At 71.2% G+C, this 15891-nt stretch carries 14 protein-coding genes; 5 read left to right on the top strand and 9 right to left on the bottom strand.

The annotated features are described in order from the left end of the window. Together ACFVVO_RS30175 and coxB are read right to left on the bottom strand one after the other, a co-directional pair. Window positions 1-521, bottom strand: a 521-nt coding sequence (locus ACFVVO_RS30175) for a cbb3-type cytochrome c oxidase subunit I (RefSeq protein WP_390059092.1), incomplete at its 3' end; no start/stop codon positions are given. Continuing rightward, on the bottom strand, window positions 518-1483 hold the full coding sequence (gene coxB / locus ACFVVO_RS30170; protein ID WP_390059091.1) for a cytochrome c oxidase subunit II: 966 nt from the start codon (window positions 1481-1483) through the stop codon (window positions 518-520). The genes ACFVVO_RS30175 and coxB, both read right to left, overlap by 4 nt. 325 nt (window positions 1484-1808) lie before the next feature. Between coxB and ACFVVO_RS30165 the strand changes: the two genes are divergently transcribed. After that, entirely contained in the window at window positions 1809-3191 is a 1383-nt protein-coding gene (locus tag ACFVVO_RS30165) for a cysteine desulfurase/sulfurtransferase TusA family protein (RefSeq protein ID WP_390059089.1), read from the top strand. A 39-nt stretch (window positions 3192-3230) separates the two neighbouring features. On the opposite strand, the gene ACFVVO_RS30160 is transcribed toward ACFVVO_RS30165, so the two are convergent. Continuing rightward, a complete protein-coding gene (locus ACFVVO_RS30160; RefSeq protein ID WP_390059087.1) occupies window positions 3231-4205 on the bottom strand; it encodes a carbohydrate kinase family protein in 975 nt (324 codons plus the stop codon). A gap of 159 nt (window positions 4206-4364) precedes the next feature. Between ACFVVO_RS30160 and ACFVVO_RS30155 the strand changes: the two genes are divergently transcribed. Together ACFVVO_RS30155 and ACFVVO_RS30150 are read left to right on the top strand one after the other, a co-directional pair. Continuing rightward, window positions 4365-4574 (top strand): hypothetical protein, encoded by a 210-nt coding sequence (locus tag ACFVVO_RS30155; protein ID WP_390059086.1) that lies wholly within the window; start codon window positions 4365-4367, stop codon window positions 4572-4574. 99 nt (window positions 4575-4673) lie between these two features. Continuing rightward, the gene (locus ACFVVO_RS30150) at window positions 4674-6422 is read left to right on the top strand and encodes a hypothetical protein (protein WP_390059085.1); all 1749 of its coding nucleotides are present in this window, start codon (window positions 4674-4676) and stop codon (window positions 6420-6422) included. Window positions 6423-6518: 96 nt separating this feature from the next. On the opposite strand, the gene ACFVVO_RS30145 is transcribed toward ACFVVO_RS30150, so the two are convergent. Further along, the gene (locus tag ACFVVO_RS30145) at window positions 6519-6875 is read right to left on the bottom strand and encodes an iron-sulfur cluster assembly accessory protein (protein ID WP_061919812.1); all 357 of its coding nucleotides are present in this window, start codon (window positions 6873-6875) and stop codon (window positions 6519-6521) included. A gap of 263 nt (window positions 6876-7138) precedes the next feature. Here ACFVVO_RS30145 and nadA point away from each other — a divergent pair, with 263 nt between their 5' ends. After that, a complete protein-coding gene (gene nadA, locus ACFVVO_RS30140) occupies window positions 7139-8323 on the top strand; it encodes a quinolinate synthase NadA (RefSeq protein WP_390059083.1) in 1185 nt (394 codons plus the stop codon). Window positions 8324-8386: 63 nt separating this feature from the next. Here nadA and ACFVVO_RS30135 read toward each other — a convergent pair whose 3' ends face one another. The 5 genes from ACFVVO_RS30135 to ACFVVO_RS30115 form a co-directional block, all read right to left on the bottom strand. Further along, complete coding sequence (locus ACFVVO_RS30135) at window positions 8387-11485, bottom strand: efflux RND transporter permease subunit (RefSeq protein WP_390059081.1); 3099 nt, start codon at window positions 11483-11485, stop codon at window positions 8387-8389. A gap of 159 nt (window positions 11486-11644) precedes the next feature. Then, complete coding sequence (locus ACFVVO_RS30130) at window positions 11645-12322, bottom strand: response regulator (RefSeq protein ID WP_390059079.1); 678 nt, start codon at window positions 12320-12322, stop codon at window positions 11645-11647. After that, on the bottom strand, window positions 12319-13539 hold the full coding sequence (locus tag ACFVVO_RS30125) for a sensor histidine kinase (protein ID WP_390059078.1): 1221 nt from the start codon (window positions 13537-13539) through the stop codon (window positions 12319-12321). The genes ACFVVO_RS30130 and ACFVVO_RS30125 overlap by 4 nt, the downstream gene beginning before the upstream one ends. 341 nt (window positions 13540-13880) lie before the next feature. Beyond that, window positions 13881-14159, bottom strand: a complete 279-nt coding sequence (locus ACFVVO_RS30120; RefSeq protein WP_390059076.1) for a hypothetical protein — start codon at window positions 14157-14159, stop codon at window positions 13881-13883. A gap of 34 nt (window positions 14160-14193) precedes the next feature. Next, window positions 14194-14985, bottom strand: a complete 792-nt coding sequence (locus ACFVVO_RS30115; protein ID WP_390059074.1) for a PspA/IM30 family protein — start codon at window positions 14983-14985, stop codon at window positions 14194-14196. A gap of 279 nt (window positions 14986-15264) precedes the next feature. Between ACFVVO_RS30115 and ACFVVO_RS30110 the strand changes: the two genes are divergently transcribed. After that, complete coding sequence (locus tag ACFVVO_RS30110; protein ID WP_390059072.1) at window positions 15265-15891, top strand: DUF3043 domain-containing protein; 627 nt, start codon at window positions 15265-15267, stop codon at window positions 15889-15891.

Below are 15891 nucleotides of genomic sequence, written 5' to 3'. Positions count from 1 at the left end.
ATGTCGGCGCCCAGGCCCGGGCTGCGGACCGCGTCCGACAGCGGGCTGTAGGCGAACCAGCCGAAGTCGGCCGCGCCCTGCGGGGTGAGGAAGCCACCGACCGCGATGGTCGAGCCGAACAGGTACAGCCAGTAGGCGAACATGTTCAGCCGCGGGAACGCCACGTCGGGCGCGCCGATCTGCAGCGGCATGATCCAGTTGGTGAAACCGGCGAACAGCGGCGTCGCGAACATCAGCAGCATGATCGTGCCGTGCATCGTGAACGCCTGGTTGAACTGCTCGTTCGACATGATCTGCAGGCCCGGACGGGCCAGCTCGGCGCGCATCAGCAGCGCCATCACGCCGCCGATCAGGAAGAACGCGAACGAGGTGACCAGATAGAGCGTGCCGATCGTCTTGTGGTCGGTGGTCGTCAGCCACTTGACCACGACGTTTCCGGGCTGCTTGCGCCTGACCGGCAGCTCGTTCTCGTACGAGTCCTCAGCTGCCGCGGCACCCTGGGGTTCGTTGAGGATGCTCACAGGTTGTTCGTCTCCCGGTTCTTCTCGTGGCTCGTCTGCGCGATGCCGGCGGGAATGTAACCGGTCTGCCCCTTCTTGGCGAGGTCCTTGAGGTGCTGCTGGTAGCGCTCGGGGGAGACGACCTTCACGTTGAACAGCATCCGGGAGTGGTCGACGCCGCAGAGCTCCGCGCACTTGCCGAGGAAGGTGCCCTCCTTGTTGGGGGTCACCTCGAAGGCGTTGGTGTGGCCCGGGATGACGTCCTGCTTCATCAGGAACGGCACCACCCAGAAGGAGTGGATGACGTCACGCGAGGTCAGGACGAAGCGGACCTTCTGCCCCTTGGGGAGCCAGAGGGTCGGCCCGGGGTTGCCCGTCTGCGGGTTCCGGGTGCCCGGGGTACCGACGTCGTAGACACCGCCGGCGTTGGCCGGGAAGGCATCCTTGAACCGGTTCGGAATGGCGGACAGGTTCGGGTCGGTCTTGGCGTTGCCGGTCGAGCCGGGAACGCTCTCGATGTAGTTGAAGCCCCAGCTCCACTGGAAGCCGACCACGTTGACCGTGACGTCGGGCTTCTTGGAGAGGCTCAGGAGCTTCGTCTCGTCCCGGGCCGTGAAGTAGAACAGCACCGAGATGATGATGATCGGGACCACCGTGTACAGGGCCTCGATCGGCATGTTGTACCGGGTCTGCGGAGGTACCTCGACCTTGGTGCGGCTGCGCCGGTGGAACATGGCGCTCCACAGGATCAGGCCCCACACCAGCACGCCGACGGCGAGCGCAGCCGCCCAGGACCCCTGCCACAGGGAGAGGATCCGCGGAGCCTCTTCCGTGGTCGGGGTGGGCATACCAAGGCGGGGGAAGTCTTCCCAGTTGTACGAGCAACCGGTGGCTGTCGCCAGGACCAGGCCCGCGGTCAGTGCCTGCAGCAGCTTCCGCCGCATCGGGCGCCGCGGCGAGCGGTCGGAGCCGTTGGGACTCACGTAGCGCCTTCCCGAGAGTCTCGCCCGCGCTGTTCGGCTGCGGCCTTCTCGCTGGTCGGTCGCCGCCCTGCGTCGGGCAGGGGTTTGGATGTTTATGCGGACCAAACCCTAGCCGACGCTCTCCGGGGGTTCGCGGGGAGGGTGCCATACGCGCCGCCGGTCACTCTGAAGAGGTTGGATGCGGCGCCTAATAGCTCGGGTTGTCGGGGTTTGGACTGCGAGTGCGGGTGCGTTGTGGCTGGTCGCACCCCGTGGCGGAGCCGCAGATGAACACAGCCCCGCGCCCCTGGAGTCACTCGCCCCGCTGAAGTTCTACCGTTGCCGTGTGCCCTACTTCGACTCTGCGTCCGCAGCTCCCCTTCATCCTGTCGCCCGGCAGGCGTTGTTGGCCTCCCTCGATGACGGGTGGGCCGATCCGGCTCGGCTCTACCGGGAGGGGCGGAAGGCGCGGATGCTGCTCGACGCGGCCCGGGAGGCGGTGGCCGAGGTCGTGGGGTGCCGGGCGGACGAGGTCGTGTTCGGCTCCTCCGGGACGTGGGCGGTACATACGGGTGTCGCCGGAGCGTTGGCCGGGCGGCGGCGGGTGGGGCGCCACCTGATCGTGTCAGCCGTCGAACACTCCTCGGTCCTCCATTCGGCTGAAGCGTTCGAGGCGGAGGGCGGTTCGGTCCACCGGGTGGCCGTGAACCGGGCCGGGGCGGTGGATCCGTCGGTCTACGCCGCCGCTCTCCGGCCGGACACCGCGCTGGCCTGCCTCCAGTCGGCCAATCACGAGGTCGGGACCGTGCAGCCGGTGGCGGAGGTGGCCGAGGTGTGCCGGGCGGCCGGGGTGCCGTTGCTGGTGGACGCGGCGCAGTCGCTGGCGTGGGGGCCGGTCGAGGGCGACTGGTCACTGCTGGCGGGCAGCGCGCACAAGTGGGGCGGCCCCTCGGGCGTCGGACTGCTGGCCGTGCGCAAAGGGGTGCGGTTCGCGCCGCAAGGGCCGGTGGACGAGCGGGAATCGGGGCGGGCGCCCGGCTTCGAGAACCTGCCGGGGATCGTGGCGGCCGCCGCCTCCCTGCGGGCGGTGCGGGCCGAGGCGGCTCAGGAGGCGCTGCGGCTGCGGGAGCTGACGGAGCGGATCCGGGCGCGGGTGCCGCGGCTGGTGCCGGATGTGGAGGTGGTGGGCGATCCGGAGCGACGGCTGCCCGGGATCGTCACCTTCTCCTGTCTCTACGTCGACGGAGAGGCCCTGCTGCACGAGTTGGACCGGGAGGGTTTCTCGGTGTCGTCCGGGTCCTCCTGCACCAGCGGCACGCTGACGCCCAGCCATGTGCTGAGGGCGATGGGCGTGCTGAGCGAGGGGAACGTGCGCGTGTCGCTGCCGGCGGGGACGGCGGAGGACGACGTGGAGCGGTTCCTGGAGGTGCTGCCCGGGGTGGTGGCGGGCGTCCGGGAGAAGCTGGGGGCCCCGGCGGCCGCACCCGCGACGGCCGTACGGGCGGAGGAGCTGGTCGTGGACTCCCTCGGCAAGCGCTGCCCGATCCCGGTCATCGAGCTGGCCAGGGCCTTCGGGGACGTGCCGGTGGGTGGGACGGTCCGGGTCCTGTCGGACGACGAGGCGGCCCGCCTGGACATTCCGGCGTGGTGCGAGATGCGGGGCCAGGAGTACGTGGGCGAGGAGCCCGCGGAGCGGGGCTCGGCCTATCTGGTCCGCCGGGTGAGCTGACGAGGGGGCGGGAGGCCCGCCCCCCAATCTTGCGAGCGCTCAGCTCAGGTGGGCGCGCACCTCTTCGGCCGCGTCGTGCCCGTACGCCTTGGTGAACCGGTCCATGAAGTGGGCCCGGCGCAGCTGGTACTCCTGGGTGCCGACCGTCTCGATGACGAGCGTCGCCAGCATGCAGCCGACCTGGGCCGCGCGCTCCAGGGAGACGCCCCAGGCGAGACCGGAGAGGAAGCCGGCCCGGAAGGCGTCGCCGACGCCCGTGGGGTCGGCCTTGCGCTCCTCCTCCGCGCAGCCGACCTCGATCGGGTCCTCGCCGGACCGTTCGACGCGGACGCCGCGCGAGCCGAGGGTGGTGACCCGGTGGCCGACCTTGGCCAGGATCTCCGCGTCCGACCAGCCGGTCTTGGACTCGATCAGGCCCTTCTCGTACTCGTTGGAGAACAGGTACGTCGCGCCGTCCAGCAGTATCCGGATCTCCTCGCCCTGCATGCGGGCGATCTGCTGGGAGAAGTCGGCGGCGAAGGGGATGTTCCGGGAGCGGCACTCCTCCGTGTGGCGGAGCATGGCCTCCGGGTCGTCGGCGCCGATCAGGACCAGGTCCAGGCCCCCGACACGGTCGGCGACGGTCTTGAGCTCGATGAGGCGGGCCTCGCTCATCGCGCCGGTGTAGAAGGAGCCGATCTGGTTGTGGTCGGCGTCGGTGGTGCACACGAAGCGGGCGGTGTGCAGGGTCTCGGAGATCCGGACCGATTCGGTGTCCACGCCGTGGCGGTCCAGCCAGGACCGGTACTCGTCGAAGTCGAAGCCCGCGGCACCGGCGAGGATCGGCTTCGTGCCGAGCTGGCCCATGCCGAAGGCGATGTTGGCGCCGACGCCGCCCCGGCGGACGTCCAGGTTGTCGACCAGGAAGGAGAGCGAGACCGTGTGCAGCTGGTCCGCGACGAACTGGTCGGCGAAACGGCCGGGGAAGGTCATGAGGTGGTCGGTGGCGATGGAGCCGGTGACTGCGATGCGCACGGCTTGGACTCTCCTGTGGAGTTAAGTGGGGGCGCGCGATAGCGCTCGTTGGAAGAGGCTGACAGTTCACGCTACCCGGTTGGCGCGGGACGCTGAAGCAGGCAAAACTACCTGATAGTAGGTCTTTCTTCGTCGCTCCCACGTGCATACGGTGCCGCCATGACAAACCTCAAGGTCCACACGCCCGCTCCGGCCGATCTCGAAGGCGATCTCGCCTCGCTGCGCGGGGACTGCGCCCGGATGGCCCCGCACTGGGCGCCTCCGCGGCACGCCGGTTCGCGTCCGGTGCCGCCGTCGCTGATCCACGGGGTGACGGTGCCGACGCGGTCCGCGCGGCTGCTGGACGCGATGTCGGACTACGGCGACTGAGCCGGGGCGCGCGGGCGGGAACCGTGCGCTCCCCTGGCGCGTCCCATGGGCGTTCCCCCTGCCGGGGACGCGGGACACGAGCCAGCGAGGAGCGATGCGGTGAACACCGAGCGACCCGAGAACCCCGAGGAGCCCAGGGATTCCGCCGAGCCGGAGGTCTCCGGCGGCGGGACGGCAGGGGCCGGCGAGGCGACGGCCGGCGAGGTCCGCGCGGCTGCCGACGGGGATGCCGGTGAAGCCCGCACGAAGGCCGACAAGGACGCCGGTGGCATCGGCGCGGCGACCGGCGCGAACACCGGTGGGGCCCGTGCGGAAACCGACGCGAACGGCGGTGACGCCCACGCGAACGCCGGCAGGGATGCCGGTGACATCAGCCCGGCCGCCGACGGGGACGGCGGTGAGTGGGCCCGGCGGAGCCGCTCGCGGGTGGTGATCGTCTCGGTCGCCGCGGCCGTTCTGCTGGTGGGTGGCGGGGGCGCGTACCTCGCCGCCGCCGGCGGTGGTTCCGGCCACCGTGCGGACGCCGGCGCGTCCGGTGGGGGCGCGACTCCCCCGCCGCTCCGCCTGGACGGGTGGACGCGGGGCGGTACGGAGGGCATCGCGCCTGGGGAGCCGAATCCGTACGGCGCGACCTATGTGGCGGTGGGCGAGTTGCCGGACGGCCCCGGCTCGGCACCGGTGTACGTACCCGGGGGCGAGGTCGGCAAGGAGCGGGTGGCCCGGCTGGCCGAGGCGCTCGGTGTCGAGGGGGCGCCGGTGGCCGAGGGACGCGCCTGGCGGGTCGGTGGGAAGGACGGGTCCGGGCCGGTCCTGCGGGTGAACCGGGACGCGCCGGGCGACTGGACCTTCAGCCGGTACGCGCCCGGCACCGACGACTGCCGGAAGGTGACCGTCTGCGCGCACGAGCCGGCCGCTCCGGCCGCCGACCCGGTGAGCGTGGCCGCTGCCGAGAAGGCGGCGGCGCCGGTGCTGAAGGCGCTCGGCCAGGACGACGCCAAGATCGACGCGAGTCAGGTCATGGGCGCGCAGCGGGTGGTCGACGCCGACCCGGTGGTGGGCGGTCTGCCCACCTACGGCCTGACGACCGGCCTGACCGTGGACGCGAAGGGCGGGCTGGCCGGCGGCCACGGGCAGCTCACGGCGCCGGTCAAGGGCGACACGTACCCGGTGCTCGGCGCGGCCAGGACGCTGGAGCTGATGAACAAGGGGCCGAAGAGCACCCACCGCATGGGGATCGGCGGCTGCGCCAGTCCGGTGCCGCTGAAGGACCGTGACGAGCAGCCGTGCGGCGGGTCGACGTCGGTGCCGAAGGCGGCGGCGGACGAGGTGAAGGTGGAGAAGGCGGTGTTCGGGCTGGCCGCCCGCTCGTCCGGCGGCCGCCAGGTGCTGGTGCCGGCGTGGCTGTTCGAGGTGCGGGGCCCGACGGCGCGCGGCGCCTTCACGGTGGCGTACCCGGCCGTCGACCCGAAGTACCTGGTCGGGCAGTCCCCGGCCATCGACCCCGGCGCGCTGACCTCGCCGGGCGGGTCGGCCGCCTCCGAGCCGAGCGCGCGGACCCGGAGCGTGAAGGCGGACGGCTACAGCGCCGACGGCCGTGAGCTGAGTGTGAGCTTCACGGGCGGCGTGTGCGCGCAGTACCGGGCGGCGGCGAAGGAGAGCGCGGGCCGGGTGACGGTGACGGTGACGGAGAGGTCGCGGCCGGGCGAGATGTGCATCGCCATGGGCAAGCTGTACGCGAAGACCGTGCGCCTCCACGCGCCGCTCGACGGCCGCGAGGTGGTCGGCAGTGACGGTCGGCGGCTCCCCCAGGTGAAGCAGGCGGAGCTGCGGCCGCGGACCGCCCGTTAGCACCCCGCACCCCCCGGCGGCGCACGGAGCGCGACGGACGGAGCGGCGGCCCCCAGGAACGGGGGCCGCCGCTTCGTCCGTCAGGGCGTGGCCGGTTCAGCTGAAGGAGTCGCCGCAGGCGCAGGAGCCCGTCGCGTTCGGGTTGTCGATCGTGAAGCCCTGCTTCTCGATCGTGTCCACGAAGTCGACGGTGGCGCCCCCGAGGTACGGAGCGCTCATGCGGTCGGTGACGACCTTGACCCCGCCGAAGTCCTTCACCACGTCGCCGTCGAGCGAGCGCTCGTCGAAGAAGAGCTGGTAGCGCAGGCCGGAGCAGCCGCCGGGCTGGACGGCGACACGCAGGGCGAGGTCGTCGCGGCCTTCCTGGTCGAGCAGGGCCTTGACCTTCGACGCGGCGGCGTCGGTCAGGATGATGCCGTCGGTGACGGTGGTGGTCTCGTCCGATACGGACATCTACATCTCTCCCGGGTTGTACGGAGACTGCTTGCCGACGAGTGCAACCGGCGCTTCCGCGGATTCATTCCGGGCCGGGCATTCGCGTGGTCGCGCTTCTGGTTCTCTCTTCATGCTCGCATACGCGCGTGGACACGGACAGCGGCCCGTGGAGCGACCCGGCGGGATTCACGTCACATGGACGCTATGGCCGTCGTCAAAGTGACGTGAAGCGGCTATGATAGATAGCGTCAGTTAGACGAAAAGTAGAAAGGGTGCGTGTCGTGACCACCGCCCAGACAACGGAGCTCGACGTACAGCCGACTCCGCTCGCCCTGCTGCTGCTCGGCCGCGAGGCCGACCCGAAGAGCGAGCGGGGTGTCGAGTGCCCCGGCGACCTGCCCTCGCCGTCCGATCCGGACCTGGTCGAGCGCGCCCGCGCGGCCAAGGAGAAGCTCGGTGACAAGGTCTTCGTACTCGGCCACCACTACCAGCGCGACGAGGTCATCCAGTTCGCCGACGTCACGGGCGACTCCTTCAAGCTGGCCCGGGACGCGGCCGCGCGCCCGGAGGCCGAGTACATCGTCTTCTGCGGTGTGCACTTCATGGCCGAGTCGGCGGACATCCTGACGTCCGCCGACCAGAAGGTGGTCCTGCCCGACCTGGCGGCCGGCTGCTCCATGGCCGACATGGCCACCGCCGAGCAGGTCGCCGAGTGCTGGGACGTGCTGACCGAGGCCGGCGTGGCCGGCCAGGTGGTGCCCGTCTCGTACATGAACTCCTCGGCGGACATCAAGGCGTTCACCGGCAGGCACGGCGGCACCATCTGCACCTCGTCCAACGCGAAGCGGGCCCTCGACTGGGCCTTCGAGCAGGGCGAGAAGGTCCTCTTCCTGCCCGACCAGCACCTGGGCCGCAACACCGCGGTGCGGGACATGGGCATGTCCCTGGACGACTGCGTGGTCTACAACCCGCACAAGCCGAACGGCGGGCTGACCGCCGAGGACCTGCGCGCCGCGAAGATGATCCTCTGGCGCGGTCACTGCTCGGTGCACGGCCGCTTCAGCCTGGACTCGGTGAACGACGTCCGTGAGCGCATCCCGGACGTGAACGTCCTCGTCCACCCCGAGTGCAGGCACGAGGTCGTGGCCGCCGCCGACCACGTCGGCTCGACCGAGTACATCATCAAGGCGCTCGAGGCCGCCCCGGCCGGTTCCAAGTGGGCCATCGGCACGGAGCTGAACCTGGTCCGCCGACTGGCGAACCGTTTCGCCCCCGAGGGCAAGGAGATCGTCTTCCTCGACAAGACGGTCTGCTTCTGCTCGACCATGAACCGCATCGACCTGCCCCACCTGGTCTGGGCGCTGGAGTCCCTGGCCGAGGGCAACCTGGTCAACCGGATCGAGGTCGACAAGGAGACGGAGAAGTTCGCCAAGCTCGCCCTGGAGCGGATGCTGGCGCTGCCGTAACGGTTCACCGGCGAACAGCAGGGCCCGGTCCACGGACAACGTGGACCGGGCCCTGTCGTTCGCTCACACGCCCGCGGTCTCCAGCACCTCGGACTCGGGCTCCCGCTTGGCCGCCTTCTTCTTCGCGCGCCGCTCCTTGCGGAGTTCGAGCATCGCGTAGAGCGTCGGGACCAGGAGGAGGGTCAGCAGGGTCGAGCTGATCAGGCCGCCGATGACGACCACCGCCAGCGGCTGCGCGATGAAACCGCCCTCCCCGGTGACGCCCAGGGCCATCGGGAGCAGGGCGAAGATGGTCGCCAGCGCCGTCATGAGGATCGGGCGCAGCCGGTGCCGGCCGCCCTCGATCACGGCCTCCACGACACCGTGGCCCTGCCTGCGGTACTGGTTGATCAGGTCGATCAGCACGATCGCGTTGGTCACCACGATGCCGATCAGCATCAGCATGCCGATCATGGCCGGGACGCCCATCGGGGTGCCCGTGGCCACCAGCAGGCCGATCGCGCCCGTGGCCGCGAACGGGACGGACACCAGCAGGATCAGCGGCTGGACCAGCGAGCGGAACGTCGCCACCAGCAGCATGAAGACGATCGCGATCGCGGCCAGCATGGCAAGGCCCAGGTTCTTGAACGCGTCGTCCTGGTCGGAGGAGACACCGCCGATCTCGGCCTTGGCGCCCGCCGGGAGCTTCAGGGCCTTGATCCGCGATTGGAGCTGGGTGCTGACCGCGCCGGTGTTGTCGCCGGTCGGCCGGGCCGTGACGGTCGCCGCGCGCCGGCCGTCGATGCGGGTCATCGACACCGGGCCGTCCACCAGCTTGACGGTGGCGATGTCACCGAGCTTCACCGGGCCGAGGCGCAGCGCCTTGAGCTGGGCGAGCGTGGTGGCGGGCTTGGCCGACTTCACGACGACGTCGCGCTCGGTGTCGTCGAGGATCGCCTTCGCGGCCGTCGTGCCGCGCACGGCCTGTGCGACCGCGGCGCCCAGCTTCTGGTCGTCGAATCCGGCCGCGGCCGCCTTTGAGTTGGCCTTGACCGAGATCCGCGGCACGCTCTGGGCCAGGTCGCTGGTGACGTCGGTGACGTCGTCCAGGCCGGCCACGGTGGAGCGGACCCGCTCGGCGGCCTCGCGCAGCGCCCCGGCGTCGGCGGCCTTCACCACGACGCTGAGGTCCTGGCTGCCGAAGCCGTCACCGGCGGAGACCGTGGTCGTACCGATGCCGTCGAGCTTCCTCAGGCCGTCCTCGAGGTGCTTCTGCACGTCGTCGTAGGACGCCGAGTCCTTCAGCATGACCTGGTACGACGCCTGGTTGGTGTCGGTGCCGCCGCCGAAGGCCGCCATGAAGCCGGAGGAGCCGACGGTGACCTGGTAGTCCTTGACTCCCTCGGTGGAGGCGAGCAGCTTCTCCACCTTCTTCGCCTGCGCGTCCGTGGCCGCGAGGCTGGTGCCGGGCTTCAGCTTCTGCTTGACCGTGAGGACCTCCTGCTCGCCCTGGTCGAAGAAGTTCGTCTTCAGCAGTCCGGACATGCCGAACGTGACGACCAGGACGGCCACCGCGATCAGCACGCTGGTGAGCCGGCGGCGGGTGGCGAAGCGCAGGACGGGGACGTAGAAGCGCTGGAGCCGGCTCTTCGCCTCCTTCTCCTCGGCCAGTCGGCGCGCCTCGTCGGCGTCCTCGGGGGTGCCCTTGGGCGCGCGCAGGAACCAGTACGACAGGACCGGCACGACCGTCAGCGACACCAGCAGGGAGGCGAGCAGGGCCGCCGTCACGGTGATGCTGAACGAGCCGAACAGGGCACCCACCATCCCGCCGACCAGGCCGATCGGCAGGAACACGGCGACCGTGGTGAGGGTCGAGGAGGTGACCGCGCCGGCCACCTCGCGCACCGCGTTGAGAATGGCCTCCCGGCGCTCCTCGCCGTAGCCGAGGTGCCGCTTGATGTTCTCCAGGACCACGATCGAGTCGTCGACGACCCGGCCGATGGCGATGGTCAGCGCGCCGAGCGTGAGCATGTTCAGCGACAGTCCGCGGGTCCACAGCACGATGAGCGCGAGGACCACCGACAGCGGGATGGACACCGCCGTGACCAGCGTCGAGCGGATCGAGGCCAGGAAGACCAGGATGATCAGGACCGCGAAGAGCAGACCCAGCGCGCCCTCCGTCGTCAGGCCCTTGATGGACTTGGACACGGCCGGGCCCTGGTCGCTGACGACCGTGAGCTCGGAGCCCGAGCCGAGGTCCGCCCGCAGGCCGGGCAGCTTGTCCCGGACCGCGTCGGAGATGGAGACCGCGCTGCCGTCGTGGTCCATGGTGACGTTGACGGCCAGGCTGGGCCGGCCGTCGGTGCGGGTGATGGAGTCCGCCGGGGCCGGCTGCTGCTTCACGGTGGCCACGTCACCGAGGCGAACGGGCTCGTCCACGCCCTCGCCGGTGACCCTGAGGTCCTGGATCTGCTTCAGCGAGGTGAAACCGCCGCCGACCTGGACGGTGCGGTTGGCGCCGTCCTCGTCGAAGGAGCCGGCCGGCACCGTCGCGCCGCCCGCCTGCAGGGCCTGGCCGAGGGCGGCGGAGGTGAGTCCCGCCTTCGCCAGCCTCGCGTCGTTCGGGGTGACGGCGACCTGCAGGTCCCGTGCGCCGGTGATCTGGACGCGGCCGACGCCGTCGATGTCCTTCAGGGCCGGTACGACGGTGGTGTCGAGCTGGTCGGCGAGGGCCTGCTGGTCCTTGTCGGAGGTGACGGCGAGGACCACGGTCGGCATGTCGTCCGTGGAGCCGGAGACGACCTGCGGGTCGACGTCGTCCGGAAGCTGGTTGCGGGCCCGGTTGACGGCCTGCTGGACGTCGGAGACGAGCCGCTTGGTGTCGTTGCCGTAGTCGAAGGACGCCATGATCACGGCGTTGCCCTCGCTCGCGGTGGAGGTGACCCCGGTGACGCCGTCGACGCCCTGGAGGTTGTTCTCGATGGGCTCGACGACCTGCTTCTCCACGACGTCGGGCGAGGCGCCCTGGTACGGCGCGATGACCGACACCATGGGCAGTTCGATGGTGGGCAGCAGTTGCTGCTTGATCTGCGGTATCGCGATCAGCCCGAAGACGAGCACGATGAGTGACATCAGGCCGATCAGGGCCCGTTGTGCGAGGCTGAATCTCGACAGCCAGGTCATGGGTCAGGGGTCTCTCTTCTGTGAGCGGCAGAAGCTGCTGCGGGGCGCGGATGAGCGCCCACCCCACCACCTTGGGTCATGCCGGACGGCGGTTCCGTAGCCCCCAGGTCCATTTCCTTATCCGGCGCCTACTCCGCGCGCAGTACACGCGGGTGGAGATCAGTCCATCCTCGGACGTACCAGGCCCGACTCGTACGCGATGACGACGAGCTGCGCCCGGTCCCGCGCGCCCAGCTTGGCCATGGCCCGGTTGACGTGCGTCTTCACGGTCAGCGGACTGACCTCGAGGCGTTCGGCGATCTCGTCGTTGGAGTGGCCGCCGGCGACCTGCACGAGGACCTCGCGCTCCCGGCCGGTGAGCGCGCCGAGCCGCTCGGAGCGGGCCGGGTCGCGGCCGTCGTCGTCGCCCTGGGCGAGGAAGCGGGCGATCAGGCCCTTGGTGGCGGCCGGGGAGAGCAGCGCCTCGCCGCCGGCGGCGATCCGGATCGCGTTCAGCAGTTCCTCGGGTTCGCTGCCCTTGCCGAGGAAGCCGGAGGCGCCGGCGCGCAGCGACCGCACCACGTAGTCGTCGACCTCGAAGGTGGTCAGTATGACCACGCGGACCTGCGCGAGGGCGGGGTCGGCGCTGATCAGGCGGGTGGCGGCGAGGCCGTCGGTGCCGGGCATGCGGATGTCCATGAGGACGACGTCGGCGCCCCGCTCCTTGGCCAGCCGGACCGCCTCGGCGCCGTCGGCGGCCTCGCCCACCACCTCCATGTCGGGCTCGGAGTCGACCAGCACCCGGAACGCGCTGCGCAGCAGCGCCTGGTCGTCGGCGAGCAGGACACGGATCGTCATGCGGTCTCCCCAGGAGCCGTCGTACGGGTCGTGACCGGCAGGATCGCATGGACGCGGAAGCCGCCGCCGTAGCGGGGCCCGGTGGTCAGGGTGCCGCCGACGGCGGTGACCCGCTCCCGCATGCCGAGCAGCCCGTGCCCGCCACCGTCCCCGGGCTCTCCGCCCGCGCCCGCGCCGTCGTCGACCACGGTGACCTCGATGTTCCCGCCGACGCGTACGACGCTGACCTCGGCGCTGACCTCGGTGCCGGCGTGCTTGCGGACGTTGGTCAGGGCCTCCTGGATGCACCGGTAGGCGGCCAGGTCCACGGCGGCCGGGAGGTCGGTGCCGTGGTCGGTGCGGGCCACCTCGACCGGGAGTCCGGCGCTGCGGAAGGTGCCGGCGAGTTCGTCGAGGCGGCTGAGGCCCGGGGCGGGCTCGGTGGGTGCCTCCGGGTCGCCGGACTGGCGCAGCAGGCCGACGGTGGCGCGCAGTTCGTCGAGCGCGCGGCGGCTGGCCTCGCGGACGTGGGCGAGCGCCTCCTTGGCCTGGTCGGGCCGCCGGTCCATGACGTGCGCGGCGACTCCGGCCTGCACGTTGACCAGCGCGATGTGGTGGGCGACGACGTCGTGCAGATCGCGGGCGATGCGCAGCCGCTCCTCGGCGACCCGGCGGCGGGCCTCCTCCTCGCGGGTCCGCTCGGCGCGTTCGGCGCGCTCCCGGATGGCCTGCACGACGGCGCGGCGGCTGCGCACCGCGTCCCCGGCGGTGGCGCCGATGCCGGTCCAGGCGAGCAGGCCCAGGTTCTCCTGGGCGTACCAGGGCAGGGGGCCGGCGAGCATCGCGGCCCCGGTCAGCACGGTCATGGTGAGCAGGCCGACGCGCCAGGTGGTGGTGCGGTCGGTGGTCGCGGCGACGGTGTACAGGGCGACCACGGCGGCCATCGCGACCGGGGCGCGCGGGTCTCCGGTGAGGCACTCGACCAGGGAGATGGTGCCGGTGGCGGCGAGGACGCCCTTCGGGAAGCGGCGGCGCAGGACCAGCGCGGCGGCGGCGAGGACCATCAGGACGAGGCTGAGCGGGTCCGGGGTGCGGATGCCCCAGGTGACGCCGTTCGCGCCGTGGGGCACCGCGAAGGAGCCGGCGACCATGCACGCCAGCACGCCCGCCGCGATGGCCGCGTCCAGCGCGAGGGGGTGTGCCTTGAGGCTGCACCGGGCGCGTTCGAGAGTGCTCACCCGTTGAACAGTACGGGGCCGGATGGGGGGCCGGAACACGTCGAGGCGCAGCTCAGGGCGACCGGTACGGCTCCGCCGCCGCCACGGCGGACGGGCAGACCCCGAAGCAGGTGGACGGCTTCGGCGTGGGGGGACCTGGAGTTCGCACCGGGCTCCATCACCACCGCCCACGTCGGCTTCAGCGCCCCGCTGGTACCGCCCGCGGGGCGGCGGCAGGTCGCTGATCGTGCCGGTGACCAACATGGTCCGGGTGGTCGAGGGCGCCCGGGCGACCACCGGAACGCCGATCGAGCCGGACCTCGGCGGTCTGTCCGTGCGGACCAGGAAGCCCGGGGGCGGGATCAGCCCGGGATCAGGCCGTCGTCGCCGAGCAGTTCCCGGACTTCCTCCAGCGTCGCGTCCGGGGACGGGAGGATGAGATCCGAGGGTTCCAGGGCGTCGTCCGGGAGCGGGGTGCCGAGGCGGCGGACGGCGTCCAGCAGGGTGGAGAGCGTGCGGCGGAAGCCCGCCCCGTCGCCGCCCTCCATCTCCGCGAGGAGCTCGTCGTCCAGCTTGTTCAGCTCGGTGAAGTGGGCGTCGTCCAGCTTCACCTGCCCCTCCCCCATGATCCGTACGATCACGTCGGCCTCCTCGGCTCGGGGTCCCGGCGCCGGGCTACTGCTTGTCGAAGCGCGGGGTGTCCTGCGGCTGCTGCTGGGACTGCGCCTGGCCGGTGCCGCCCTCGATGGCCTGCTGCGGGGAGCCGCCGGCCAGCTCGGCCTTCATGCGCTGCAGTTCCAGCTCTACATCCGTACCACCGGAGAGCCGGTCCAGCTCGGCCTGGATGTCGTCCTTGGCCATGCCGGAGGAGTCCTCGAGGGCGCCCGAGGCGAGCAGTTCGTCGATGGCGCCGGCCCGGGCCTGGAGCTGGGCGGTCTTGTCCTCGGCGCGCTGGATGGCGAGGCCGACGTCGCCCATCTCCTCGGAGATGCCCGAGAAGGCCTCCCCGATGCGGGTCTGGGCCTGGGCGGCGGTGTAGGTGGCCTTGATGGTCTCCTTCTTCGTCCGGAAGGCGTCCACCTTGGCCTGCAGCCGCTGGGCCGCGAGGGTGAGCTTCTCCTCCTCGCCCTGGAGGGTGGAGTGCTGCGTCTCGAGGTCGGTGACCTGCTGCTGGAGGGCGGCGCGGCGGGACAGCGCCTCGCGGGCCAGGTCCTCACGGCCCAGCGCGAGCGCCTTGCGGCCCTGGTCCTCCAGCTTGGAGGACTGCTGCTGCAACTGGTTGAGCTGGAGTTCCAGGCGCTTGCGGGAGGTCGCCACGTCGGCGACCCCGCGGCGCACCTTCTGCAGCAGCTCGAGCTGCTTCTGGTACGAGTAATCGAGGGTCTCGCGAGGGTCCTCGGCCCGGTCAAGGGCCTTGTTCGCCTTCGCGCGGAAGATCATCCCCATACGCTTCATGACACCGCTCATGGGCTTCGCGCGCCCCCTTCTGACGGACTCCGGCTCACCGATCCAGCGACAGAACCCACAGTACGGGCCCTGACTCCATTACCGCACTGTTCGGGGAACGATGCGCTCATCCCCAAGGACGACTGCGGACCCCACCGCTCCGGCGTGAGGAGTAGGTGATCCCCGGGGCGGGCCGCTCGGGCCCTTCCGGTGACCTCCGGGTGAAGCGTCCGCGACGTCCCCTCTGTCCCCCTACAGACGTCCGGTGTTGCCGGATCGTTCCCGGCCGGGCTGGGGTCCATGCCGGTGCAGCCCGTACCCTTGGGTTTTGTGTTCCGTAGCCGTTCCAAGGAAGAGAAGGCGTCCGCCGACAAGGCGGCCGTGAACTTCTCCAAGCAGCCCCGTGACCCGCAGGCCCCCAAGGGCAGGCCCACTCCCAAGCGCAGTGAGGCCCAGTCCCAGCGCCGCAGCGTCGCCAACACGCCGACGACCCGCAAGGACGCCGCCAAGCGTCAGCGCGAGGATCGCCGTCAGGCGCTGGATCGCCAGCGCCAGGCGCTCGCCGGTGGTGACGAGCGCTATCTGCCGGCCCGCGACAAGGGCCCGGTCCGCAGGTTCGCGCGCGACTGGGTGGACTCGCGGTTCAACATGGCGGAGTTCTTCCTCCCCTTCGCCGTGGTGATCCTGGTGCTGAGCGTGGTGCGGGTGCCGTCGATCCAGGCGCTGGCGCTGTGGCTGTGGGCCGTGGTGATCGTGCTGATCGTGGTGGACGCGGTGATCAGCGGCTTCCGGCTGAAGAAGCGGCTGGCCGAGCGCTTCCCCGACCAGAGCCGCCGGGGCGCGGTCGCCTACGGTCTGATGCGCTCGCTGCAGATGCGCCGGCTCCGGCTGCCGAAGCCGCAGGTCAAGCGCGGAGAGCGGCCCTGA

It is taken from the genome of Streptomyces sp. NPDC058145 (genome assembly GCF_042884245.1).
In the GTDB taxonomy this organism is placed as follows: domain Bacteria; phylum Actinomycetota; class Actinomycetes; order Streptomycetales; family Streptomycetaceae; genus Streptomyces.
Note: the sequence above shows the minus strand (reverse complement) of the source record. Positions and strands in the feature narration are given on the sequence as shown.